Raw genomic sequence first — 22,396 nt, 5'->3', positions numbered from 1 at the left:
GTGTGAAGACAGGGAGGAACAAAATGATTGATAGGAAAAGACTGCTCGCGGCTGCGACCGCGGCGGCGATGGTGCTTTACGGACCGGCCCTCGCGCAGGATGTCGCGCGGGAAGACACGGTGATCTTCGACCTGGACCGCACGATCCAGGATCCGGAGAACTTCAACTGGATGACAGACGGAACCGGCATCCGGCGGATGCAGGGGGCTCATCAGGTGATGTGGGAACCGCTCTTCATCCTGAACTACGGGACGGGTGAACTCGATCCGTGGCTCGCCACCGGCGCCGAGGGCAACGCGGACTCGACCGAATTCACGATCTCGCTGCGCGAGGGTGTGACCTGGTCGGATGGCGAGGCTTTCAATGCCGACGATGTGGTCTTTTCGATCCAGATGGCGCTCGAGAACGAAGAACTCAACGCCCGTGAGGTCGCCACGCTGCGCAGCCAGGTCCAGAGCGTGGAGAAGGTCGATGACCTGACCGTCCGCGTCACGCTGAACGAACCCAACCCGCGCTTCGTCGTGGAAAATTTCGGCGTTCGGATCTTCGGCTCGTTCCTGATCATGCCAGAGCATATCTGGAGCCAGGCCGAGAACCCGGCGACCTTTACCTTCAACCCGCCGATCGGGACCGGCCCCTATACCTTCACCAGTGCCGCATCGAACCGCGCGATCTGGGACCGGAATGACGATTGGTGGGGCGCGGAGACCGGTTTCCGGGATCTGCCGGAACCGCTCCGCGTCGTCTTCCTCGAGTCGGGCGGCGAGGAGAGCCGGGCACAGCTGATCGCGACGGACCAGCTCGACGCCGCGCAGAACCTGTCGGTGGGCACGTTCGAAGCGATCCGGGCGCAGAACCCGAACGTCATCGCCTGGTATGCGGACTATCCGTATGCCGTCGCCGATCCTTGCGCACGCCAGCTCGAGATCAACACGACCGTCGCGCCCTGGGACAATCCCAACATGCGCCGCGCCGTTGCCAGCATCATCGACCGGACCCAGATCGTGAACATAGCCGCCGAGGGCGCGACGACGCCCAGCCGGACCATGTTCGCCGATTACGGCTCGATGGCGCCTTTCATCGACGCTGTGGTGGAAGCCGGCTACGGGTTGCCCGAAACCGCCGACGTGGCCGCCGGCCAAGCGTTGATCGAGGCCGAAGGCTGGACCCGCAACGGCGATTACTACGAGAAGGACGGCGAGACCCTGTCGGTGGAAATCCACGTGAATTCGGCATCGACCGAATACACGCGGACGATCGACATGGTCGTCGAACAGCTTCAGCGGGCCGGGATCGACGCCCGCTCCGTGCCGGTCGAGAACTCGGTCTTCTGGGGCGAGGTGCTGCCGTTCGGGGCGTACACGATGTCCTATTCCTGGCTGTCCTGCGGGTCGGTCAACGAACCCTGGGCGTCGATGGGACGCTACACGGTTCAAGACGTCGTCCCGGTCGGTGAGCGGTCGCCTGGCTTCAACAACACCTCGCGCTGGGACAGCGATGCGGCGTCAGCCTACTCGGAGATCGTCAACCAGATGGCATCCATGCCGCTGGGCGATGAGGCGATCCCGGGAATGGTGGCCGATGCGTACCAGCATCTGGACGCGGAGATGCCCTTCATCCCACTGGTTCAGGCGTTCAAGCTGATGCCCTTCAGCACCACGTACTGGGAGGGGTGGCCGTCGGATGACAACTACTACAACCACCCGTTCTTCCATTGGAATTCGGGACATCAGATCATCCACAACCTGACCAAGGCCGAATAGCGCCCCGGCGCGACGGCGCCCGAACAAACCCGCCATGGGCCGCCGAGATCAGCGGCCCATGGCACCCAGAGGGAGCGCGGGGAGGAGGTCCGCAATGGGACGCATACCGGCAGGCTACCTTGCGAATCGGATCACGACGCTCGTCCTGACCGTGGTGATCGCCGCGACGCTCATCTGGATCATTCCGCGCCTCTCCGGGCTCGATCCGGCTTCGGCGGCATTGGGGCGGATGGCTTCGGGCGGCGGGTCGGTCGAGAATGCGGACCAGATCCTGGCGCAGCTGCGCGAGAGTTTCGGCCTCGATCAGCCTTTGTCGATGCAATACCTTCTCTATGTCTGGAACACGCTGACCTTCGATTTCGGCCTGTCGACCGCCAGCTTCCCGACCCCCGTGGCGGCGATGATCGGCAACGCATTGCCCTGGACCATCGGCCTGATGCTGATCTCGCTGGTCATCACCTTCCTGATCGGCAACCTGCTTGGCGCGCTGATGGTGTGGGAACACACACCCCGGATCTGGAAAGTCGCGATCCCGGCGGCGATGGTCTTCACCTCGGTTCCCCCGATCCTTTCCGGTCTGCTGTTGATGTACATATTCTCGACACAGCTTCGGTGGTTTCCCCTTTCCGGGCCATACGGCCTGAATGTCGAGCCGAGCTGGACCTTCGATTTCGCGGCCTCGGTCCTCTATCACGGCTTCCTGCCGGCGCTTTCCATCGTCGTCGTGACGTTCGGGTTCTGGGCGCTGGGGATGCGCGGGCTGATGATCGGGGTGCAGGGCGAGGACTACACGACGCTCGCCAAGGCCAAGGGCCTGCGTCCGCGCTACATCCTCTACCGCTACATGATCCGCAACGCGATCCTCCCGCAGATCACGGCCTTCGCCCTCAAGATCGGGATGCTCGTGGCGGGGCAGGTCCTGGTAGAGCGCATATTCGCCTATCCGGGGATGGGAAAGCTGCTCTACGACGCGATCCTCACGCAGGATTATCCGGTGATCCAAGGCGTGTCGTTCGTGATCATCCTGATGACGGCCGTTTCGGTCTTCCTCGTCGACCTGGTCTATCCGCTGGTCGATCCCCGCATCCGGCACGGAGCCTGAGCGATGGAAGACAGGAATGCCGCCGCGCCCGAGACTGCCGCACCGGACATGACGGGCCTTTCCCGTGCGCAGCTGCGCCGGATGAAGCGGTTCGAGAATCCGTGGTTGAACCCAAAGCTGCTATGGGGCCTCGGCCTGCTGCTGGGGATCGTGGCTTTGGGTATCCTCGGTCGGATCTTCTGGGATACAGAGATGGTCTTCACCGGCTCCGGTCTGCCGCGACAGGCCCCGGTGGGGATTGAGAACCTGCGCGGGCAGGTCGGATCCTGGGCGCATCCGCTGGGAACCGACGTCACCGGAAAGGACATTCTCGCCCTGCTGATCGTCGGGGCGCCGAACTCGCTCTATGTGGGTGTGCTGGCGTCGTTGATCGGGATGTCCATCGGCATCTTCCTCGGCTTCTCGGCAGGCTTCATCGGTGGCCGGACCGACGACGTGATCCGGGTCGGGTCGGACGTGATGATCACGATCCCGCCGCTTCTGATCCTCGTCGTCTTTCAGGCGGCCTACGGAGACATCTCGCTGACGATCATGGCGATCCTGATCGCGTGCTTCGTCTGGCAATCGCCCACCCGGCTGATCCGTGCGCAGGTCCTGTCGATGCGCGAGTCGGGCTATGTGCAGATGGCCCGCCTGTCCGGCGCATCGACGTGGCACATCATGTTCCGCGAGATGCTGCCGAACCTCGTACCCTACCTCTTCGGATCCTTCATCGCGAATGTCACGACATCCATCGTGACGGCTGTGGGACTGGAGGTCCTGGGTCTCGGTCCCCAACGCATCCCGACGTTGGGACGGGTGATCTACGATGCGATCAACTCGGGCGCGCTGATCCAGAACCTGTGGTGGTGGTGGGGCATCCCGACGCTGTTGCTGGCGGTGATGTTCATCGGGCTTCTGCTGGTGAACCTCGGGCTCGATGAAGTGTCGAACCCGCGCCTACGGCGCTTGTGACAGGACGCGCGATGACCATTCTGGACTTCAAGAACGTCTCCATCGACTTCCCGACCTCGACCGGCATCGTCCATGCGGTGACCGATGTATCCTTGTCGATCGGAGAGGGCCGCCGCATCGGCTTTATCGGCGAAAGCGGGTCCGGCAAGACGACGACAGCCCTGTCAGCGATGCGGATGCTGGCCTCCCCGGGCTTCGTTTCTGGCGGCGAGATCCACTTGCACTCCTTGCCGGAGAGCAACCTGCTCAAGCTGTCCGATGAAGACATGCGCAACGTGCGTCTGTCCCGAATCAGCTACATTCCTCAGGGGGCGATGAACTCGCTGAACCCGGTGATGCGGATCGAGAACCAGATCTGGGACGGGATCGTCGCGCATGAAGGTGCGATGGCGGAGGAAGAGCTGCGGCAGCGCTCGAACCGCGCGCTGGAAAGCGTGGGCCTCGATCCCGATATCGTGGGGCAACTCTACCCGCATGAATTGTCCGGAGGCATGAAGCAGCGGGTCTGCATCGCAATCGGGGTCTGCCTCGATCCGGATCTCATCATCGCCGACGAGCCGACTTCGGCACTGGACGTCATCACGCAGCGCCACGTGATGCAGACCCTGCGGGACGTGCAGGGGAAGATCGGTGCCGGTCTGATCCTGATCGGGCACGACATGGGCCTGATGGCCCAATCGGTCGATGAGATCGGCGTCCTGAAGAAGGGCGAGTTGGTCGAGTTCGGGCCGGTCCGCCAGATCATCGAAGACCCGCAGCACCCCTACACGCGTGAACTGATCTCTTCGGTTCCGCTTGTGGGGGGCGAGAGCTTTCTGGACCCGAAGCCCGCGACCCCGGCCAAAGGCTACGCGACCGAAGACGGAACGCCGCTGCTCGAACTGCGCAGCGTGTCCAAGACGTACGGCGCGGTGACGGCTCTGCATCCGATGAGCTTCTCTCTCGATGGCGAGGAGCCCAAGATCATCTCGATCGTCGGGCAGTCGGGATCCGGAAAGTCGACGATGGGCAGCCTGATGCTGGGCTTCAACGAGCCGTCAACCGGGGCAGTTCTATTCAAGGGTCACGACATCAACCGGCAATCCGCACCCGAGGCGCTGGCCTTCCGCAAGGACGTGCAGGCGGTCTTTCAGGACCCCTATGCCTGCTTCAATCCCTTCTACCGGGTCAACCACGCACTCAAGTTTCCTTTCGAGCGGTTCGGCCTCTCCGAGGGACCTGCGCACGTTCAACAGGCGATGGAGGATGCGTGCCGTGCGGTCGGTCTCGCCCCCGAAACCGTGCTGGGGCGTTATCCGCACCAATTGTCTGGTGGACAAAGGCAGCGCCTCATCGTGGCCCGCGCCCTGATGCTAAGTCCCAAGCTGCTGATCGCGGACGAGCCGGTCTCGATGGTCGACGCGTCGCTTCGGGCGACGATCCTGAAAAACATCCATGACCTGAAGGACCAGCACGGGATCTCGATCGTCTACATCACCCATGACCTCGCGACGGCGTATCATGTCTCGGACTATGTGATGGTCCTGTACAAGGGGCATGTGGTCGAGGCCGGACCTCCAAAGGACGTGATCGGCGATCCGCAACACGCGTATACGAAGCTGCTCATCTCCTCGATCCCGTGGCCGGATCTCGACCGGGACTGGGGCTCGTCCGAGGATGCGGAGGCCGGGCTCGCAGAGCTGGCGCGGATCGACGGCCGGCACGAGATGATCCTGAGGAGTACGATCCCCGGGTTTTCTCTGGGGGTGGACTGATCCCCGATGTCTCACCGACAGCGTCTGACCGCCGAGAAGATCGCGCAACGCCTGCGCCTGATCAGACCCCTCATCGCAAAGCAGCGGCGCCCCATAGATCGGTTTCGTCTGGAAGAACTCCCCGACGCGACCGTCGCGCCCCACTTGTCTGTTTCCGCCAGGGAGGCGCCTGGCGAAATCCTTGACTGGCAAAGCTATTGGGGGGGGCAGAACCTGCATTTCGTCCTGCGGTCGCAATTCGCCGTGCCGGCGGATTGGCAGGATGCGGCACTGCATTTTCCGCTCGGCGTCGCCGGCGACATCTTCACCCATCCGGAAGGATTGCTGCACATCGACGGCACTACGATCGCGTCCGCGGATCGCTATCACCATACGATCGAAATCCCGCGGCGCTTCGTCGATGGGCAATCGCACGAGGTGCTCCTTCACGGCTGGACAGGCCTGACAAGCTGGCCGCCCGATCCACGCGACCGCTCACAACTCTTCCTGCGTGAATGCGCGGTGATCGACGTCGATTGCGACCTTCAGGATCTGATCATGCTGGCCGAGACCGCGCTCGACCTGTCGGCGCAGATGAATGACAACCGGCCGGAAAAACACGCGATCCTGTCGGCGCTCGATTCCGCGTTTCTCGTTCTGGATACCCGCGATCCCATGGAGGACGCATTTCGCGCGTCCATTCTGCCCGCGACGCAGAAGTTGAAAGAGGGTCTCAGCCGGGCCGGGCCGCCTCTCGACGTCACGCTCCATGCGGCAGGTCACGCCCACATGGACGTGGCCTACCTCTGGCCGACGGCTCAGATCCGCCAGAAGAACGCACGCACATATTCCAACGTCCTCCGGCTGATGGAGAAGTACGACGCGTTCCACTTCTCCCATTCGCAGCCCCAGCTCTATGCATGGACGCAAGAGGACTATCCCGAGATCTTCGAGGGGATCCGCAAACGGGTGGCCGAGGGCCGCTGGGAGATCCTGGGGGGCATGTGGGTCGAGCCCGATGCCAACATGCCGGGCGCCGAGGCCCTGGTCCGGCAGCTTTTGCTCGCCCGCCGGTACTGCGACGAGACTTTCGGCCCGGGCGCGGAAGCTCCGGTTCTCTGGTTGCCCGACACGTTCGGCTTTCCGGCCTGTCTGCCACAACTGATGGTTCAGGCCGGGCTGCGCTGGTTCGTCACCAACAAGGTGAACTGGAACCAGTACAACCAGATGCCGGCGTCGACGACTTGGTGGGAGGGGATCGATGGATCCCGCGTGCTGGCGCAGTTTCTGACGACACCCCGCACTGTTCAGCATCTGCCGTTCCCGACCAACTACAAGTCCGACCTGACTGCCGGCGAGGTGGTCGGAACCTGGTCCCGGAACACGATGAAGGATCGCGTTCGCGAATTGCTGATTGCCTATGGCTACGGCGACGGCGGCGGAGGCCCGACGGACGAATTGATCCGCAGGGCAAAATCCTACGAGATGATGCCGGGCGCGCCGCGGGTCGTACAATCCACCGTCCGCCGTTACTTCGAGCGTCTCGAAGAAGAAGCGCCCGCACTCCCGACCTGGCAAGGCGAGTTCTACCTCGAAGGGCATCGCGGCGTTCTGACCGGGAACGGCTGGATCAAGCGTGCCAACCGCAAGACGGAAGTGCTGCTCCACGACGCGGAACTTGCGATGTCGCTGGCGATGATGGGCGGCCGCGAACCCGAAGATCTCACGGAAGAATGGCGGCTGCTCTGCATGATGCAGTTCCACGATATCCTGACCGGCACCTCTGTCCCCGTCGTCTTCGAGGATGCTAGACGAGACTTCGCTCGCATCACGCAATCGGTCGAGGCTGTGCTGGACCGTGCGGCCAAGGCGATCGCCCCGCAGGACGCGGCCTACTTGGTGCTGGACACGGCCCCTCTGCCGGGGGCGCGGCTCGTCAAGCTCCCGAATGGGGCGGGGCCGGTGGCGGAAGCCGGCGGCGGGTCCTTACCCATGCAGTCAATCGAAGACGGCGTTCTCGTCGAGCTTCCTGCCGGCGTTCCGCTTTCCACGCGGCCACTCTACCCGTCATCGGGTCCAGCGACGGAACCGCAGGGCGCGACCGCGATGCGGACGCCCGACGGCGGTGCGATTCTGGAGAACGCGGTCCTGCGCGTCACTTTTGGTGACCATGGGATGATCACCTCAATCCTGGACAAGCGCAGGGGGCGCGAGGTCCTCAAGGACGGTGCTCTCGGGAACAAGCTGGAGCTCTTCGAGGATCGGCCCATCAGTTGGGACGCCTGGGACATCGACATCTTCTTCGAGGATCGCGGTGAGGTCGTGACCGCGCTCAACGAGATGGACGTCGTGGAAACCGGTCCACTGCGCGCGACGATCCAGTTGACGCGTGCATTCCGCCAGTCACGCCTGACGCAGCGCATCAGCCTGACCCGCCATTCGGCGCGGATCGATTTCGACACGGATGTCGATTGGCACGAGACACATCTCCTTCTCAAGGCGGCCTTCCCCGTCTCCGTCCGTGCCTCTCGTGCGGAGTTCGACATCCAGTGGGGGCAGATCGACCGGCCCGGGCACCGCAACACCAGTTGGGACGCCGCGCAATTCGAAGTGCCTGCCCAGAAATGGGCCGATCTGAGCGAAGGTGACTACGGCGTCGCGCTTCTGAACGATTGCAAGTACGGCTACGACGTCCGCGGCGATGTCCTTCGGCTTTCGCTCATCAAGTCGGCCACGATGCCAGATAACACGGCGGATCAGGGGCATCATCGCTTTACCTACGCGCTCTTGCCTCACGAAGGAGACACGCGCGTGGACGTCCGCCGCGAGGCCTATGCGTTGAATCTTCAGCCGCGCGTTTATGCCGGATCGGGTGACGGGGCTGGTTCACGCGGTTCGATCGTAGAATGCGAAAGCCAGCGTATCGTGATCGAAACGATCAAGCCGGCCGAGGATGGTGAGGGAATAATCGTACGGTTGTACGAGGCTCACAACACGAACGGGCCGGTCACGCTTCGCTTCGATCCGGCCGTCAGAAGCGTAGAGCGCTGCGGCCTACTGGAGACGGAGAGCGAACCGATTACGCTAACGAAGGGCGAGGCTGCCGTGTCCCTGCGAAACTACGAAATCCTGACGCTTAGGCTGCGGCTCTAGGTCATGGGAAGGATTTCGGCGGCGGAGGTGCGACGGTCGTAGGTATCTCCGTGGTCGCTGAGCTTAGGCCACGTGTCCCGAAGCCGCCGTTCGGCGGCTCGCTTGCCACGGTTCGGGATTTCGAATGCCATCAGCTTGATGCTCTGCGGCGAGCGCGTCAGAACCGCCTGACGGGGATGACCGACGGGACCTATGAACTGGCAGGGGATCCTTTTCGCTTTGGCGCTGGGCCTGTTGGCGCACAGCTTCATCGGGTACGCACCGTTCCCGTTCGGAGATGATTTCGCCTATGCGCCTCTGACCGAGATCCGCCTCGACCCATCGCTGTTTCCGCGTGACGAGCAACTGCGCATGTTCTCGAACCATGCACTGGTCTACGAGGCGATCTATCGATTGGGTCTCTGGGGACCGGGGGTCGAGCCGGTCTTTCGGATCGCGGTCTGGGTTTTGGCAGGGGCGGTTGCCGTTGCCGTTCTGGCCATCCTGCGCCGGCTGGGTGCACCTGCATGGGCCTTGCCGGTTGTCGTGGGCCTGGGCGTCGTCGTTGCGCTTCCCGGGTTGGGGCGGGGGCATTTCGGTGGATTGATCTCGCCGTTCTTCCATCACCACAATGTTGCACTGGCCTTGGTCCTCGGAGCCGTCGCGATGGCCTTGGCCCGGCGGGTCTGGCTGGCTGGCATCCTGCTTGGGGTGGCCGCCTACGCCCAACCCATGACGGCATTTCACGGCGCTGCGATCGTCGGTCTGGGTGCCCTGTTCCAGAGGCCGGGCGATACGCTGCCGATGGCTGCGGCAGCGATCGGTGTCGCCATACCGGCGGCCATTCCGATCCTCGGATCGATGATCGCGACCTCTGATGCGAATACGCAGATCGATCTGATCCAGGATGCATACCGATTCCGTTCGCCAGCGCATTATGACCCGCCCTGGTCTCATATCGGGCTCACATCCCTGTATCTTCTGGCGGGCTGGGCCGGAGCCGCATTGATGCTTCGCACCGGACGCGCGGGGGGGCGGTTCGCCGTCGGAGCGATGGCCGCCCTGACGGCGCTGCATCTGGTCACCCTAATTGTCTACAAGTGGCAGATCACGGATTGGGTCGGTTTCTTCATCCTCGATGCGACCCGGTCCAGCTCGTTGGGCTTTGTTCTGGGGCCCGTCTTTGCGATTGCCGCCGTCCATGACCGGCTACGGGAGCCGGTGGCCCTTGCGATGGTCGCCCTGCTTGCCGCGCTCGCTGTTTTGAACGGTGTGCCAGCCGGGATGCTGCTGCTTGCGCTTGGGATCGGCATGATCTTTTTGGATCGAGTCGTTCGTGCTCGACAACTTCTCGCAATCGGCCTCGCCACATCGCTCGTGTTGCTGTTTCCGGCGCGCCCTCTGCCTCCACCCCTGCCGGAATCGAGCCGCATTGCCCTGGAGCGGATCCGGACAGAGACGCCGGTCGACGCGCTGTTCGTGATCCCCGTCAGCCTGATGGAGTTTCGCCACTACGCCCAGCGGAGCGCCTATGTCGATTTCAAGCTCTTCTCGGTCGCCCAGCCCGAACAAGCGGCGCTGACACGCACGCGCATCGACCAGGTGACGCGACCTGCTCCGGACGTCGAGACTTTGGAGGGCTGGTTGGGTGCTCAGGCTTGGGACGAAGCGACCCGTCGTGCGGCGACCTGCGAGTATATGGAAGACATCCTGAACGAGGTCGGAGCGGAGTATTACGTTCGCCCGCTCGTCGCTGGCGAGGCCGCACCCCAATGCGATGGACTGCCGAGTGCAATCCAGACGGAGACCCTGGCGATCTACGGGCCTGTGGCCTGATCCTGAGGAAAGACCCAGAACCTGTAGAGCAAAAAGCTCGCAGCCGGGACGACCACGCCAACCGCGGCCATTGCCACTGCCAGATGCGCTCCGAGCCAGACGGTCAGAATCTGGGTCAAGGCCGTTGAGAGCAACAGGGCACTCATCGAAGCGACAAGAAAGCGAGGTCCGTGGAATTCGTGAACCATCTCCGCTCGAAAGGTGATGCGGCCATGTCCGAAATAGGAGAGCGCCACCGCGGAGAGGAACCCGGCGAAGTTTGCCGCCTGAGGGCCGAAGCCGATGAGTGACGAAGCAAGCAGCGCAACCGACACATGGGTCAGCGTGGCAAGCAGTCCGATGCCGGCAAAGCGAGCCAATTGGCCGATCATCGCGCCGCTTTCGTTCTCTGTCGAAAAACGACGCGCTTGCCTCGCCGCACTTCAAGTCTGGTGGAATGTCGGCTGGGGTTCATGCGGTAGAGACATTCGTACCGGCTAGTCATCGGTCGCGGCCTTCTCAGTCATATGGACCGATCGCAGAACGTAGAGCGGCCGCTCCCGGACCTCCGAATAGATGCGGCCGACATATTCTCCGATGATCCCTATGGCGAAAAGGTTCAGTCCGCCGAACAGAAGGATCAAGATCAGGGTCGATGCGTAGCCGGGCACGTCGACGCCGACGATCAGTGTCTGAAGCAGAACGAAGCCTGCGTAGAGAAAAGACAGGGACGCCAGGACGGCACCTGCATAGGTCCAGATCCGCAGGGGAGCCGTCGACGAGCTAAAAATCCCGTCCAACGCGAAGTTCCACAGGCGCCAGTAGTTCCATGCGCTTGTGCCGCTCTCGCGCCTGGGGCGTTCGAAAGTCACTTCGGCAGTCTCGAATCCGACCCAACTGAAGAGCGCCTTGTTGAAGCGGACCCGTTCCCCCATGCCGCGCAGGACATCGACGACCTGTCGATCCAGAAGGCGGAAATCGCCGACATCCGGAGGGATCCGCTGATCGGCCATTGCGTTGAAGATCTTGTAGAAACTGCCGGCTGTCGCTCTCTTCATCCAGGTATCGGTCGCGCGGCACGTGCGTCGCGCGTTTACCACGAGGGCGCCTTTCTTCCAGTGACCCAGCATTTGCGGGAGGAGTTCGGGCGGGTCCTGAAGATCGACGTCGATAGGTATGCATGCGTCGCCGTCCGCATGATCGAGGCCGGCAGACAGGGCCGCTTCCTTGCCGAAGTTCCGTGACAGATTGATGAGACTGATACGGCCGTCACTTTGCATTCTGCTCCGGATGGCGAATTCAGTCGCGTCAGTGCTTCCGTCGTTCACGAAGATCACGCTGTAGACGTACTCCTTGGCAAGCGGTGCCATCACTTCTTCGATCCGGTCGAGGAAGGCGGCGATGGCGTCCTGCTCGTTGAGTACCGGGACGATCAGCGAGACCTTTCGAATCTCGCGCACTCTCGAGGCGGAAGGCACCCGAACTGCCGGAAGGATCTGTTCGATCTTGGCCATTTCTGCCCCTTGGATACGTACTGCCCAGCTTACGACTGCCGCAGGTTGCCTCTCCAAGTCGGCCGAAGTGCGGCGGAGCTGTGACATTTCCGCCGTCAGATCGTCCGGCGCGCGCAGCAGGCCTGACATGCGACCGATGCCGCCAAGGTTTTTCAAGCCAGACCGATGACGGGGATCAAACGCTCATAGCGTGCACCTGAGAAATCCGCGTCACCTTCAAGGTATCGACACATTTCCGCCGCGGAACCCCGGCAAATGATCGACAATACTCCTTACGAGATGCCGACAGGTGCAAGATGAGCCACGTTTTCGATATCGGGTCGAAGGAGCGGGCAATCCCCGATAGGACGCGCGGCCTCGGCGCAGTTCCTTTCATGGCGTTCGCGCTCTGCGCTATCGTTTCCGTCGCCGCGATCGTCTCGAACCCGCACCTTCCGCTGGTCGATCTACCGAACCACATAGCCCGGCTCCATATTGCTGCTGCGTCCGAAGGCGGCCCTCTCGATACCTACTACGAATATACATTCGGACTGATCCCGAATTCTGCTGCGGACCTCGTCTGGCATCTCACGGGCTTCCCCGGAGAAGCTGAAGAGTTTGCCTCAGTCCTTATCGCGATCTATGCGGTGAATCTGATCGCGGCGACGATGGTCGTTTCACGCGTCGCCCTCGGGCGATGGACGACTTGGCCCGCCGCAAGCGCGCTTCTGGTATTTTCAGCTCCCTTCATGTGGGGCTTCCAGAACTTCGTATTCAGCTTGCCATTCATGCTCTATGGTCTCGCTCTCTGGCTGGCGATGGAAGAGGGGCGTTGGGCTCGCTGGAGGATGCCTTTCTTCATCCTGTTCGCCGCTGCTCTCTACATCATGCATTTCTTCGCATTTCTAATTCTCGGCATCGCCGCTTTCGGTCGCGAGGTCCAACGGGCTGCCAACGGAAGCGGACCGGTCAAACGTCGGATCGGTATCCTGCTGATCGAGGGTATACCGTTCGTCCTGCCGATCGTTGTCCTCATTGTGAGCCTGGTTTCCGCGCCAGAAAGCGATGCGAGCACGAGGACCGAATTCGGTATCCTGAGCGATCGTTTCCGCGCCGCGATGTCGCCGCTGGTGCAGGTCGGTGAGACCGGGTTCTCTTCAATGACGCTGATCTCGGCCGCGGCCATCATGGTCATTGTCGGATGCGGACTCCGCGTTTTTGCCAAGGGACACAACCGCCTTGCAGTCGCTCCGCGCATGAAGGGACCGATTATCGCGCTCGCTGTCGCATCTCTACTCGCACCGACCTGGCTCAACGGGATCGCACTCGTTCATATTCGCGTTCCCGTTGTCCTGATTGCAGTTCTATTTGCGAGCACATTCTGGATTGATCTGCGGCCGCGTAGCGCAATCGTCATCGCTGTGGTCCTCGGTCTGCTGATCGGCGGCAGAGCGTGGGTGTTTCACGACATCGCGGCTACCTATTCGCAAGAAGTGGCGGATCTCCGAGAAGTCTCGCGAGATCTGCCGCCCGGAGCGAGAGTGGCTGGGCTTCGCGGCGCAGGTCACCAGCGTGATCGAAGCTACTATCATGTCCATGCTCATCTGGTCGCTGCCCGTAGCGCGTTCGTACCTACCCTCTTTCAGGGGACGCATCTGCTTTCGGTACGACCGGAATGGGCGGATCACGCAGTGTTCATCGGACAGGCGATTGACTACAGGTTTCTGACGACGCCGCTGACCGAAGATCTGGCGGAACGGCTTCCGTACCTCGAAAACTGGGACCAAAAGCTGACCCATGCGATCGTTGTCGATCGAGGCCCTGCGATTGATGGTCTGGTAGACGGCCTTGATCTGGTCGCGCAGGAAGGGCGGTTCACGCTCTACGAGGTCCGCCCGGCTATTCAGTGATCCATGAGCGGTGGACCGCAGGTTGAGGGCGCCTTAGGGGATATCCTGGCCTGCCCACTGCGTTTACGATGCTTAAACGCACATCTGTTACTTTCGGAACCGCTCTGTTCACGAAAGGTTGTCGTTTCGCGATTTGTCACGTCTCCGTTGAGGTCTAGACTGGAATCATGTCCAGACGCGTCGTCATGCCCCCGGATCTGGACGGTCCAAGGCTCTACAGCCGGGCCGAGCGGATGTCGGATGCAGTCGTCCACCTGCTGGGACTGATCGCCGCGCTGGCCGCGGTGCCCGTCCTGATCACTCTGACAGTTCTGTGGCATGGCAATCTGACAGGTGTCCTGGGTGTCAGTGTTTACGGCATCTGCCTTATTGCAATGCTGACGGCATCGCTTGCCTACAATCATGTCTATCATCCGGGCTGGACCGACCGCTTGCGCCGGATCGACCTGTCCGCGATCTACATAAAGATCGCGGGAACGGTTACGCCTTTTGTCATGCTGTCCGGTGCCGGCTCCACCTTCCTGGCAGCGATCTGGACTGCGGCCGTCGTGGCGACGGCGACCACCTTTCTCAAGCGCCGCCGGTCGACCGCGCTTTCGGTGGGTATCGCCCTGGCCATGGGCTGGGCCGTTCTGGCGGGCGGGCAGGAGGTCATCTCGACCGTCTCTTGGCCCGTACTGGGGCTGATGGTGGCCGGGGGTCTTTTGTACACATTTGGAACTCCGTTCCTGCTGATGGAGCGGGTCCGGTACCATAACACGATCTGGCATGCCTTCGTCGTCGCGGCGTCCGTGGTCTATTTCATCGCGGTTTTCCTGCACGCGGCTCAGTCGGTGATTGCCGCCTAGAGCGGTCAGCTCACCCTGACGCAACACAAAGCTCACGGCACCGACCCCACGCATTCCCGGACGCTGACCGAGGCAACGGCAGACTGGTCCGCCCCAGCCGGTCTTTCACGGCTCGGTCCCTGCCTGCCTACAAGACGTGGCGCGTGCCCGGCCATCGTGTCAGAAGGACGATCGAATGGCAGCGGGGGATCGAGATCATGACGTTCGGCAAAGGGTGCCACCTGCATCTGATCGACGGGTCGGCCTACATCTTCCGCGCCTTCCACGCCCTGCCGCCGTTGACGCGCAAGTCGGATGGGCTGCCCATCGGTGCCGTCTCCGGCTTCTGCAACATGTTGGACCGGTATCTGGAGCGGAATGAAGGGCCCGACGCGGCGACGCATCTGGCGGTCATCTTCGACAAGGGCAGTCATACGTTCCGCAATGACATCTATCCGGACTACAAGGGTCATCGTCCGGAATTGCCCGAAGACCTGCGGCCCCAGATTCCGCTGACCCGGGAGGCGACGCGTGCCTTCAATGTCGCCTGCGAAGAGATGGAGGGGTTCGAAGCCGACGACATCATCGCCACCCTTGCCCGCCAGGTCCGGGAGGCGGGTGGCCGCTGCACCATCGTCAGCGCCGACAAGGATCTGATGCAACTCGTCGGGGGCGGGGTCGAGATGACCAAGCCCGGCATCCAGGGCAAACCGGACGAGACGATCGACGTCGAAGGGGTCGAGAAGTACTTCGGCGTCGGCCCCGATCGGGTGGTCGATGTCCAGGCTCTGGCGGGGGACAGCACTGACAACGTTCCCGGTGCGCCGGGGATTGGGATCAAGACGGCCGCGCAACTGATCGGTGAATGGGGCGATCTGGACAATCTGCTGGCCAATGCCGAGGCGATCAAGCAACCCAAGCGTCGCGAGACGCTGCTCGAGAAGGCGGATCAGATCCGCATGTCGCGCGAGCTGGTCCGGCTGGACGACGATGTGCCGCTCGCCTTCACGCTGGACGATCTGGAGTTGCGTGCGCCGGAGCCGGATGCGTTGCTCGATTTCCTGAACCGGATGGAATTCCGCACCCTGACGCGCCGGATCGCGGAACGTTTCGAGGTGGAACCGCCGAAGGCGCCGGACATCGCAGCGGAGCCGAACCAGCCGGCCGCCGTCGAGATGCCGGCCATCGATCATTCCGTCTATGAGACGGTGACCGACGAAGCCGGTCTGCAAAGCTGGATCGACCGTATCAACGCGGTGGGCATCGTGGCGGTCGACACCGAAACGACGTCGCTGAACGAAATGACGGCAGAGCTTGTCGGCATCTCGCTGAGCACCGGAGCAGGAGCGGCCTGCTACGTTCCGCTCGGCCACAAGTCCGGAGAAGACGATCTGTTCGGCACGGGCACGCTGGCCGAGGGTCAGATGCCGCTCGACCGCGCGCTGGAGATGCTCGGACCCGTCCTGGAGGATCCGGCGGTCCTGAAGATCGGTCAGAACATGAAGTACGACTTCAAGATCTTCGCCCGGTACGGGGTCACGGTCGCCCCAATCGACGATACCATGCTGCTTTCCTACGCTCAGCATTCCGGACTGCATGCGCACGGGATGGACGTTCTGGCGGACCGTTATCTCAATCACCAATGCATCCCGATCAAGGAGTTGATCGGGACCGGAAAGTCGGCTGTGACCTTCGACCGGGTGCCGATCGACAAGGCCGCTCCCTATGCCGCCGAGGATGCGGAGGTGACGTGGCGCCTCTGGCACCTGCTGAAGCCGCGCCTGCATTCCGAGCATGTCACCCAGGTCTATGAAACGCTCGAGCGCCCAATGGTCCCCGTCCTCGCACGGATGGAGATGCACGGCATTCAGGTCGACCGCGACCATCTCAGTCGGATGTCGGGGGCCTTCGCGCAGAAGATGGCTGAACTGGAGGCCGACATCCACGCGCTGGCGGGCAAGCCCTTCAACGTCGGCTCACCCAGCCAGCTGGGCGAGATCCTGTTCGACGAGATGGGCCTGCCGGGAGGAAAGAAGACCAAGACCGGCGCCTGGGCGACCGGCGCGGACGTACTGGAGGACCTGGCGACGGAACACGATCTGGCCCGCCGCGTGCTGGACTGGCGCCAGATCGCCAAGCTGAAGAACACCTATACCGACAACCTCCAGACCCATATCAACGACGAGACGGGGCGGGTGCACACGTCCTATTCGATCGCCGGGGCGAATACCGGGCGATTGGCGTCTTCGGATCCCAACCTTCAGAACATCCCCGTCCGCACCGAAGAGGGGCGCCGTATCCGCGAGGCCTTCGTCGCTCCCGAAGGTCGGGTGCTTGTCAGCCTCGACTACAGCCAGATCGAGCTGCGTTTGCTGACCGAGTTCGCAGACGTTCCCGCGCTGGAAGAGGCGTTCCGGGCTGGCCATGACATCCACTCGGTCACCGCGTCCGAGATGTTCGGCGTGCCACTCGACGAGATGACGCCCGACGTCAGGCGATCTGCGAAGGCGATCAATTACGGGATCGTCTACGGCATCTCGGGCTTCGGGTTGGCCCGCAATCTGCGGATCCCGCGTGAGGAGGCGAGCGAGTTCATCAAGCGCTATTTCGAGAAGTTCCCCGGCATCAAGGACTACATGGACGAAACGACCGAGCGCGCGAAGAAGGACGGGTTCGTCACGACGCTGTTCGGCCGCAAGGTCCACACACCGGGTGTCGGCCAGAAAGGACCGCAGGCCGGCTATGCGCGCCGCGCGGCAATCAACGCGCCGATCCAGGGGTCGAATGCCGATATCATCCGCCGCGCCATGGCGCGCATGGAGGCCGCGATCGAGGGGATCGACGCGAGGATGCTGCTACAGGTCCACGACGAATTGCTGTTCGAAGCCGCCGAGGACGCCGCTGACGCGCTGATCGAGCGCGCCCGCGAGGTGATGGAGGGTGCGAACATGCCGGTCCGGTCGCTCTCGGTTCCGATCGTCGTCGATGCCGGTGTGGGCAAGACCTGGGCCGAGGCGCATTGACCCATCGTGAGACGCCCGTCCGGCCGCCAATCTTCGGCGGCGTCGAGGTCGCGCTGTTGGAATTCGAACCGATCACCGACGATGGACGCGCTGCGTTCGACCGGTTCATGACGCTGCCTCCCGAGGCCTTGAGCACGACCTGGCGCCATGTCTACGCCTACTACCGCGATTACCACTCAGCCGTCGGCGGAGAGGATTGGCTGGATGCGCAGATGGGCGTCCCCGCCGGGCCTGAGGCGATCTGGGCCCATGTCCGCCCCCGCTCGATCACGGTGCGGCAGGACTACTTCAAGACGGCTTGGTTCGTGAGCCTGGAGGCGGATTGCGATTGGGAAGCGGAACACGGTCTCAACATCTGCTGGCGGGACGGGACGGATCTGGTCAAGGTCGGTGGCTACGATGGGCATGTCACGAATGACGATGCCTACGACGATCCGAAGCTTGCGAATGTGATCTATGCCGCGTCGTCGCCCGAGTTCCGGATCTACAGGGACGAACGGGCCGGCTGAGACGTGCGCCTGCGGAACGGCATTCGGAGAAGTTGGGCCAAGAGCCAACCGAGGAACGCGCCGGTCGCGCCCAGGCCGAAGCCGGTCGGCGTGATGGGAATGGCCGGCTGAAAGTCGTCCCAGGTCCGGCGCGCCAGTTCGGGATCGGGTGCCCGAGCCACGAGGGCGACGCGACCCAGTCCGGTCGGCTCGGCCCGCAGGCGGTCGATCTGAGCACCCATTCGCCCCAGCCTGTCGATATTTCGGCGCATGGAGGCCTGCCGCCGGAGGACGAACTCCGATCCGGTCATCGCGGCAAGGGCGTCCTGCCGCGTCAGACCCGCCTCGTAGGCGTCGCGGTCGAAATCGGCGACAATGCGGGATAGCTCATCCACCGCGCCGCCAAGGCGTTGCTGGTATTGTTGGGCGAATTCGGGGGCCTGACTGGCTGTGCCGCCCACAAACACGGCCAGCACGACGCCTGCGAGACGTCCGATCATGGGGCTGCTCTCCCTCGTGTTTTGGGTCGAAGGTAGCGCGGGACCGCCCGATCGGGCAAAGGATATGCGCACGAGTGGGGGATGGTCGCGTGATCGTGCTGGTCAACAAGCCGATGAACATGCTGAGTCAGTTCACCGACGAAGGGAAATGGCCGGGGCTTTCGAGGCTCGGTCTGCCCAAGGGCGTCTACGCGGCGGGACGGCTGGATCGGGACAGCGAAGGCCTGCTCGCGTTGACCGATGACGGCCGGCTGCAAGCGCGGATCACGTCGCCGAAGGCGAAGACGCCGAAAACCTACTTCGCGCTTGTCGAAGGGACGCCGGATGCGGCGGCGCTGAACGCCTTGCGGCGTGGCGTGACCCTGAAGGACGGATTGACCCGGCCCGCCGAGGTCGAAGAGGTCGCGGCCCCCGACCTGTGGCCGCGCGATCCACCCGTGCGGCTGCGCAAGACCGTTCCGGACGCCTGGTTGCGGCTGACGATCACCGAGGGACGCAACCGTCAGGTGCGCCGGATGTGTGCCCATGTGGGCCTACCTGTCCTGAGGCTCGTGCGCTGGTCGGTCGGGGATTGGAGCGTCGAGGATCTGCTGCCGGGCGAGTGGCGAGCGGTATGAGCGAGACGCACAAGGATCGCCCGCTGGTCACGGTCCGGTCGCGGCCGGATCTGCGCGAGTGGCTGGCCGTGCATCATCGAGACGAGGAAGGCGTCTGGCTTGCCACCTACAAGGCGCATCACCCTGATCACCTGCCCTGGATCGAGGCGGTCGAGGAACTCTTGTGCTGGGGCTGGATCGACGCGGTCGTTAACAGGATCGATGAAGACCGCTCGGCCCATCTGATTGCACCGCGCAGGCCGGGCTCTGCCTGGTCGGCTCTGAACAAGCGTTTGGTTGAGGCCGCGCGCACCTCTGGCGCGATGACCGAGGCGGGGGAGGACGCCATTGAGGCCGCGAAGGACTCGGGGATGTGGACCTTCCTCGACGAGATCGAGGCCGGTGTGGTGCCGGAAGATCTCGATGCGGCATTGGGCGATCTGCGCGCCGTGTGGGACGGCTGGCCCCGATCGGTCACACGCGGCACGTTGGAATGGGTCAAGACGGCGAAAACCGAAGCGACCCGCGCCAAGCGGATCGCGGATGTCGCAGCGTCCGCCGCCCAGGGGCTTCGCCCCTCACCATTCCGGCGGTAGGCAGGGCTGGCTTCGGCGGAACGCCTCGATGGTGCGATCGGGATCCGGAGGAAATCGCTCGCCCGCGTTCATCTCGGACATGCGATCGACGCGGAACATGCGGAAGTCCTGTCGCAATTCGCACCACGCAACCATGGTCCAGACCTTTCCCCAGAACCACAGGCCCAGAGGGCGCACGGTACGGCGTGTGGGCCGGCCTCGTTCGTCGCTGTAGGCGAAGGACAGATAGCAGCCCGCCTCGGTTGCCGCTTCGATACCGTCCAGCCGGTCCGCGGTCTCTCGCGACTGCTCCGATGGGCGGAAGGCGTGGATGTGAACGGATCCGGCCCGGGCGGCTTCGGGATCCGGCAGGACGGCGGCGATCTTGTCCAGCGCGGCCTCGGCGGATCGGCCCATCCGGCCCCCGCCCCAGGCGCGGATCAGGCGGGCGCCGCCGACCAGGGCCACCACCTCTTCGGCGGTGAACATGATCGGCGGCAGGTCGTAGCCTTGCCGCATGACGTAGCCCATGCCCGCCTCGCCCTCGATCGGGACGCGGTTGGCGATCAGATCGGCCACATCGCGGTAGATCGTGCGCTTCGACACTTCCAGACGGTCGGCCAGATCCTGCGCGGTGGTCAGCCGACCGCCGCGCAGGATATCCGTGATCCGAAGAAGGCGGTCGGCCCGTCTCATCCGCCCTGCTTGGGCTCGAAGAGACCTATGGAATTGCCGTCGGGGTCGAGCGCATAGACGAAACGGCCGGCGGGGATGGTGACGGGCGGCATGTCCAACACCTTGCCGCCTGCGTTCCAAACGCGATCCACCGCATCCTCGAGCGTCCCGGGGACTTGGAGGTGAATGGTGGGGCCGCCATCCTGCGCCGGTGTGCCGGGGTATATGTGGCCGCCGATGCCCTCGTCCGCGCTGGGCGGAGTGAAGAACACGAAATCGTTCGGCGGGCCGGACTGGGGTGCCATCGCCCACTGGAACACGCTCTCATAGAAGCGCCGGCCGGCCGCGAGGTCGGTGACGGGGATCTCGGTCCAGACGACGGGATGTTGGGGTGCGAAGGTCATGGGTCAGCTCCGAATGGTTGGAGCCTAGACCATCGCGCGCCCCTGCTGACAGCATTGTGTCAGCATCATCGGGCGACCAGTCGATCGACCAGCCGCCGGGTCAGGGGGGCGACCACCAGCACCGTCGGAAACGCGATGGCCCATGATCCCAGCCACGCGCCCGTCCATGTGGCGCCGAAGCCCTCGACCAGACCGATCGCGCGCCAGGTCGCGAAGCCGGAAACGATCAGCGACATGAGGCCGGAGAGGATCAGGCCGAAAAGCGCGGGAGCGAAGCGGGCGGGAATCATGGTGCGGCTCCTTTGGCGTCGGTTCGCGGGCAGTCTGCCCCGTCGGTCCCGCCACGGCCATCCGCTTGCTCCCCTAAACGGGCGCGCCGGAACGTATGCGTGCCCCGGCCGGTTGTGCAGGGAGCAGATGACGGAGGCCGCCATGACCAAGAACGACGCTCAGGGAAAGGGACCGAAGAAGGACGGCAAGGAGCTGCCCTATGATCCCGACACGCCGCTGGAAGAACGCGAAGGCGCGACGTCCGCGATGCTGAAGGACGACATCGCTTCGGGGAGGACCGGCGACAAGCAGGGCTTTCCCGATCCCGGCGCGGCTCCCCTCGGGACAGGGGCCGAAGCTGCCGGTCAGCCTTCGACCCGCGAGCAGATGGAGACGGCGCGCGAGCAGGAGACCGCGCGGCCGAGCGACAGGGTCAGCGATGACGAGCGGCGCCCCGTAACACCAGACGGACCGGGCGGCGACGACGACTGACGTTGCGTGACCTCAGTCCGCTCAATCGAGTCCGGTGGCCGCAATGATTGGGAAGAATGCGCCCCCGGAGCTTAGTCCGAAGACGCCATCGCGCTCTTCGCCGATCTCGACGAGCCGATAGAAACTCTTGCGGTCGATGAGCGCCTCCAGGCCGCGGCGCACCTCGACATAGGGTGACGGCTCTCCATCCTGCGCCAGATCGACGCGGATCGGATGCTCGGGACCAGCGGTGACGCGATCATCGACATTGGTGACGAACGCAATTCCGTTCGGCCCGGTCTCGAAATCGACCGCAACGAACGGTGCGTCTTCGACTTCGATTCCGACCTTCTCGACTGGCGTGACGAGGTAGTGCTTGTCCCCTTCGCGTTTCAGGATCGATGCGAACAGGTTCACAAGGCCGGGTCGGCCTATAGGTGTCCCTTCGTGGAACCAGGTTCCGTCCCGTTTGATGACGATATCGATCTCTCCACAATAGGGCGGGTCCCAGAGGTGGACGGGGGGAGAGCCACGTTTCCCCTCCTTTGCGGCCTGCCTTGCGGCGGAGATCAGCCCATCCGTCGACGTGCTCACGCGTCCGTTATCCGACATTACCCTTTGCCCCGCGTTCCGGACACCATAGCTAGTGCAAGAGTAGTGGCGCA

General features: G+C 63.4%; 21 protein-coding genes. 13 read left to right on the top strand and 8 right to left on the bottom strand.

Features of this window, described 5'->3' with window-relative positions; genetic code table 11:
• Positions 1-23 precede the first annotated feature (23 nt).
• From jaqu_RS06155 to jaqu_RS06135, 5 genes are all read left to right on the top strand, one after another.
• Positions 24-1,763 carry an ABC transporter substrate-binding protein gene (locus jaqu_RS06155; RefSeq protein WP_043918070.1) on the top strand — a complete coding sequence of 580 codons (1,740 nt, stop codon included), beginning with the start codon at positions 24-26 and terminating at the stop codon, positions 1,761-1,763.
• Positions 1,764-1,857: 94 nt separating this feature from the next.
• Positions 1,858-2,865, top strand: a complete 1,008-nt coding sequence (locus jaqu_RS06150) for an ABC transporter permease (RefSeq protein WP_043918069.1) — start codon at positions 1,858-1,860, stop codon at positions 2,863-2,865.
• 3 nt (positions 2,866-2,868) lie between these two features.
• Positions 2,869-3,819, top strand: a complete 951-nt coding sequence (locus jaqu_RS06145) for an ABC transporter permease (protein WP_236687803.1) — start codon at positions 2,869-2,871, stop codon at positions 3,817-3,819.
• An 11-nt stretch (positions 3,820-3,830) separates the two neighbouring features.
• A complete protein-coding gene (locus jaqu_RS06140; RefSeq protein WP_043918068.1) occupies positions 3,831-5,573 on the top strand; it encodes an ABC transporter ATP-binding protein in 1,743 nt (580 codons plus the stop codon).
• 6 nt (positions 5,574-5,579) lie between these two features.
• Positions 5,580-8,705 carry an alpha-mannosidase gene (locus tag jaqu_RS06135; RefSeq protein ID WP_043918067.1) on the top strand — a complete coding sequence of 1,042 codons (3,126 nt, stop codon included), beginning with the start codon at positions 5,580-5,582 and terminating at the stop codon, positions 8,703-8,705.
• On the opposite strand, the gene jaqu_RS22210 is transcribed toward jaqu_RS06135, so the two are convergent.
• Positions 8,702-8,836: a hypothetical protein gene (locus jaqu_RS22210; RefSeq protein ID WP_269078982.1), complete on the bottom strand. Its 135-nt coding sequence runs from the start codon at positions 8,834-8,836 to the stop codon at positions 8,702-8,704. The two genes, jaqu_RS06135 and jaqu_RS22210, sit on opposite strands and share 4 nt — an antisense overlap.
• Before the next feature lie 61 nt (positions 8,837-8,897).
• Between jaqu_RS22210 and jaqu_RS06130 the strand changes: the two genes are divergently transcribed.
• A complete protein-coding gene (locus jaqu_RS06130; protein ID WP_043918066.1) occupies positions 8,898-10,520 on the top strand; it encodes a DUF6798 domain-containing protein in 1,623 nt (540 codons plus the stop codon).
• Here jaqu_RS06130 and jaqu_RS06125 read toward each other — a convergent pair.
• Together jaqu_RS06125 and jaqu_RS06120 are read right to left on the bottom strand one after the other, a co-directional pair.
• The gene (locus tag jaqu_RS06125) at positions 10,502-10,891 is read right to left on the bottom strand and encodes a GtrA family protein (protein WP_043918065.1); all 390 of its coding nucleotides are present in this window, start codon (positions 10,889-10,891) and stop codon (positions 10,502-10,504) included. The genes jaqu_RS06130 and jaqu_RS06125 overlap by 19 nt on opposite strands.
• Positions 10,892-10,996: 105 nt before the next feature.
• Positions 10,997-12,013 (bottom strand): glycosyltransferase family 2 protein, encoded by a 1,017-nt coding sequence (locus jaqu_RS06120; protein WP_084629455.1) that lies wholly within the window; start codon positions 12,011-12,013, stop codon positions 10,997-10,999.
• A gap of 296 nt (positions 12,014-12,309) precedes the next feature.
• Here jaqu_RS06120 and jaqu_RS06115 point away from each other — a divergent pair, with 296 nt between their 5' ends.
• From jaqu_RS06115 to jaqu_RS06100, 4 genes are all read left to right on the top strand, one after another.
• Positions 12,310-13,902, top strand: a complete 1,593-nt coding sequence (locus jaqu_RS06115; protein ID WP_043918064.1) for a hypothetical protein — start codon at positions 12,310-12,312, stop codon at positions 13,900-13,902.
• A gap of 167 nt (positions 13,903-14,069) precedes the next feature.
• The gene (gene trhA / locus jaqu_RS06110; RefSeq protein ID WP_236687802.1) at positions 14,070-14,750 is read left to right on the top strand and encodes a PAQR family membrane homeostasis protein TrhA; all 681 of its coding nucleotides are present in this window, start codon (positions 14,070-14,072) and stop codon (positions 14,748-14,750) included.
• A gap of 197 nt (positions 14,751-14,947) precedes the next feature.
• Entirely contained in the window at positions 14,948-17,752 is a 2,805-nt protein-coding gene (polA, locus tag jaqu_RS06105; protein WP_043918095.1) for a DNA polymerase I, read from the top strand.
• Positions 17,749-18,261, top strand: coding sequence for a DUF6985 domain-containing protein (locus jaqu_RS06100; RefSeq protein ID WP_052500804.1), 513 nt, complete (start codon positions 17,749-17,751; stop codon positions 18,259-18,261). The genes polA and jaqu_RS06100 overlap by 4 nt, the downstream gene beginning before the upstream one ends.
• On the opposite strand, the gene jaqu_RS06095 is transcribed toward jaqu_RS06100, so the two are convergent.
• Positions 18,237-18,740: a DUF2937 family protein gene (locus tag jaqu_RS06095; protein WP_043918063.1), complete on the bottom strand. Its 504-nt coding sequence runs from the start codon at positions 18,738-18,740 to the stop codon at positions 18,237-18,239. The two genes, jaqu_RS06100 and jaqu_RS06095, sit on opposite strands and share 25 nt — an antisense overlap.
• Positions 18,741-18,829: 89 nt before the next feature.
• Here jaqu_RS06095 and jaqu_RS06090 point away from each other — a divergent pair, with 89 nt between their 5' ends.
• Positions 18,830-19,357: a pseudouridine synthase gene (locus tag jaqu_RS06090; protein WP_084629487.1), complete on the top strand. Its 528-nt coding sequence runs from the start codon at positions 18,830-18,832 to the stop codon at positions 19,355-19,357.
• Positions 19,354-19,932 carry a YdeI/OmpD-associated family protein gene (locus jaqu_RS06085; RefSeq protein ID WP_043918062.1) on the top strand — a complete coding sequence of 193 codons (579 nt, stop codon included), beginning with the start codon at positions 19,354-19,356 and terminating at the stop codon, positions 19,930-19,932. Before jaqu_RS06090 ends, jaqu_RS06085 begins: the two co-directional genes overlap by 4 nt.
• Here the strand turns inward: jaqu_RS06085 and jaqu_RS06080 are convergent.
• From jaqu_RS06080 to jaqu_RS06070, 3 genes are all read right to left on the bottom strand, one after another.
• On the bottom strand, positions 19,915-20,607 hold the full coding sequence (locus tag jaqu_RS06080) for a helix-turn-helix transcriptional regulator (protein ID WP_043918061.1): 693 nt from the start codon (positions 20,605-20,607) through the stop codon (positions 19,915-19,917). The genes jaqu_RS06085 and jaqu_RS06080 overlap by 18 nt on opposite strands.
• On the bottom strand, positions 20,604-20,990 hold the full coding sequence (locus jaqu_RS06075) for a VOC family protein (protein WP_043918060.1): 387 nt from the start codon (positions 20,988-20,990) through the stop codon (positions 20,604-20,606). The genes jaqu_RS06080 and jaqu_RS06075 overlap by 4 nt, the downstream gene beginning before the upstream one ends.
• Positions 20,991-21,055: 65 nt before the next feature.
• Positions 21,056-21,280, bottom strand: coding sequence for a DUF2798 domain-containing protein (locus jaqu_RS06070; protein ID WP_043918059.1), 225 nt, complete (start codon positions 21,278-21,280; stop codon positions 21,056-21,058).
• Positions 21,281-21,422: 142 nt separating this feature from the next.
• Here jaqu_RS06070 and jaqu_RS06065 point away from each other — a divergent pair, with 142 nt between their 5' ends.
• A complete protein-coding gene (locus jaqu_RS06065; protein WP_141134310.1) occupies positions 21,423-21,752 on the top strand; it encodes a hypothetical protein in 330 nt (109 codons plus the stop codon).
• A 21-nt stretch (positions 21,753-21,773) separates the two neighbouring features.
• On the opposite strand, the gene jaqu_RS06060 is transcribed toward jaqu_RS06065, so the two are convergent.
• Positions 21,774-22,343: a DUF1285 domain-containing protein gene (locus jaqu_RS06060; protein WP_043918058.1), complete on the bottom strand. Its 570-nt coding sequence runs from the start codon at positions 22,341-22,343 to the stop codon at positions 21,774-21,776.
• Positions 22,344-22,396 lie beyond the last annotated feature (53 nt).

This window comes from Jannaschia aquimarina, from assembly GCF_000877395.1.
In the GTDB taxonomy this organism is placed as follows: domain Bacteria; phylum Pseudomonadota; class Alphaproteobacteria; order Rhodobacterales; family Rhodobacteraceae; genus Jannaschia; species Jannaschia aquimarina.
The sequence above is the reverse complement of the archived record's forward strand: the minus strand, read 5'-3'. Positions and strand labels throughout refer to the sequence as shown.

Coding starts and splice junctions, on each gene's coding strand:
- jaqu_RS06140 (WP_043918068.1), top strand. CDS start 3,831: ATGACCATTCTGGACTTCAAGAACGTCTCCATCGACTTCCCGACCTCG.
- jaqu_RS06060 (WP_043918058.1), bottom strand. CDS start 22,343: ATGTCGGATAACGGACGCGTGAGCACGTCGACGGATGGGCTGATCTCC.
- jaqu_RS06155 (WP_043918070.1), top strand. CDS start 24: ATGATTGATAGGAAAAGACTGCTCGCGGCTGCGACCGCGGCGGCGATG.
- jaqu_RS06070 (WP_043918059.1), bottom strand. CDS start 21,280: ATGATTCCCGCCCGCTTCGCTCCCGCGCTTTTCGGCCTGATCCTCTCC.
- jaqu_RS06135 (WP_043918067.1), top strand. CDS start 5,580: ATGTCTCACCGACAGCGTCTGACCGCCGAGAAGATCGCGCAACGCCTG.
- jaqu_RS06095 (WP_043918063.1), bottom strand. CDS start 18,740: ATGATCGGACGTCTCGCAGGCGTCGTGCTGGCCGTGTTTGTGGGCGGC.
- jaqu_RS06120 (WP_084629455.1), bottom strand. CDS start 12,013: ATGGCCAAGATCGAACAGATCCTTCCGGCAGTTCGGGTGCCTTCCGCC.
- jaqu_RS06085 (WP_043918062.1), top strand. CDS start 19,354: ATGAGCGAGACGCACAAGGATCGCCCGCTGGTCACGGTCCGGTCGCGG.
- jaqu_RS06145 (WP_236687803.1), top strand. CDS start 2,869: ATGGAAGACAGGAATGCCGCCGCGCCCGAGACTGCCGCACCGGACATG.
- polA (WP_043918095.1), top strand. CDS start 14,948: ATGACGTTCGGCAAAGGGTGCCACCTGCATCTGATCGACGGGTCGGCC.
- jaqu_RS22210 (WP_269078982.1), bottom strand. CDS start 8,836: ATGGCATTCGAAATCCCGAACCGTGGCAAGCGAGCCGCCGAACGGCGG.
- jaqu_RS06065 (WP_141134310.1), top strand. CDS start 21,423: ATGACCAAGAACGACGCTCAGGGAAAGGGACCGAAGAAGGACGGCAAG.
- jaqu_RS06130 (WP_043918066.1), top strand. CDS start 8,898: ATGAACTGGCAGGGGATCCTTTTCGCTTTGGCGCTGGGCCTGTTGGCG.
- jaqu_RS06075 (WP_043918060.1), bottom strand. CDS start 20,990: ATGACCTTCGCACCCCAACATCCCGTCGTCTGGACCGAGATCCCCGTC.
- jaqu_RS06080 (WP_043918061.1), bottom strand. CDS start 20,607: ATGAGACGGGCCGACCGCCTTCTTCGGATCACGGATATCCTGCGCGGC.
- trhA (WP_236687802.1), top strand. CDS start 14,070: ATGTCCAGACGCGTCGTCATGCCCCCGGATCTGGACGGTCCAAGGCTC.
- jaqu_RS06115 (WP_043918064.1), top strand. CDS start 12,310: ATGAGCCACGTTTTCGATATCGGGTCGAAGGAGCGGGCAATCCCCGAT.
- jaqu_RS06125 (WP_043918065.1), bottom strand. CDS start 10,891: ATGATCGGCCAATTGGCTCGCTTTGCCGGCATCGGACTGCTTGCCACG.
- jaqu_RS06150 (WP_043918069.1), top strand. CDS start 1,858: ATGGGACGCATACCGGCAGGCTACCTTGCGAATCGGATCACGACGCTC.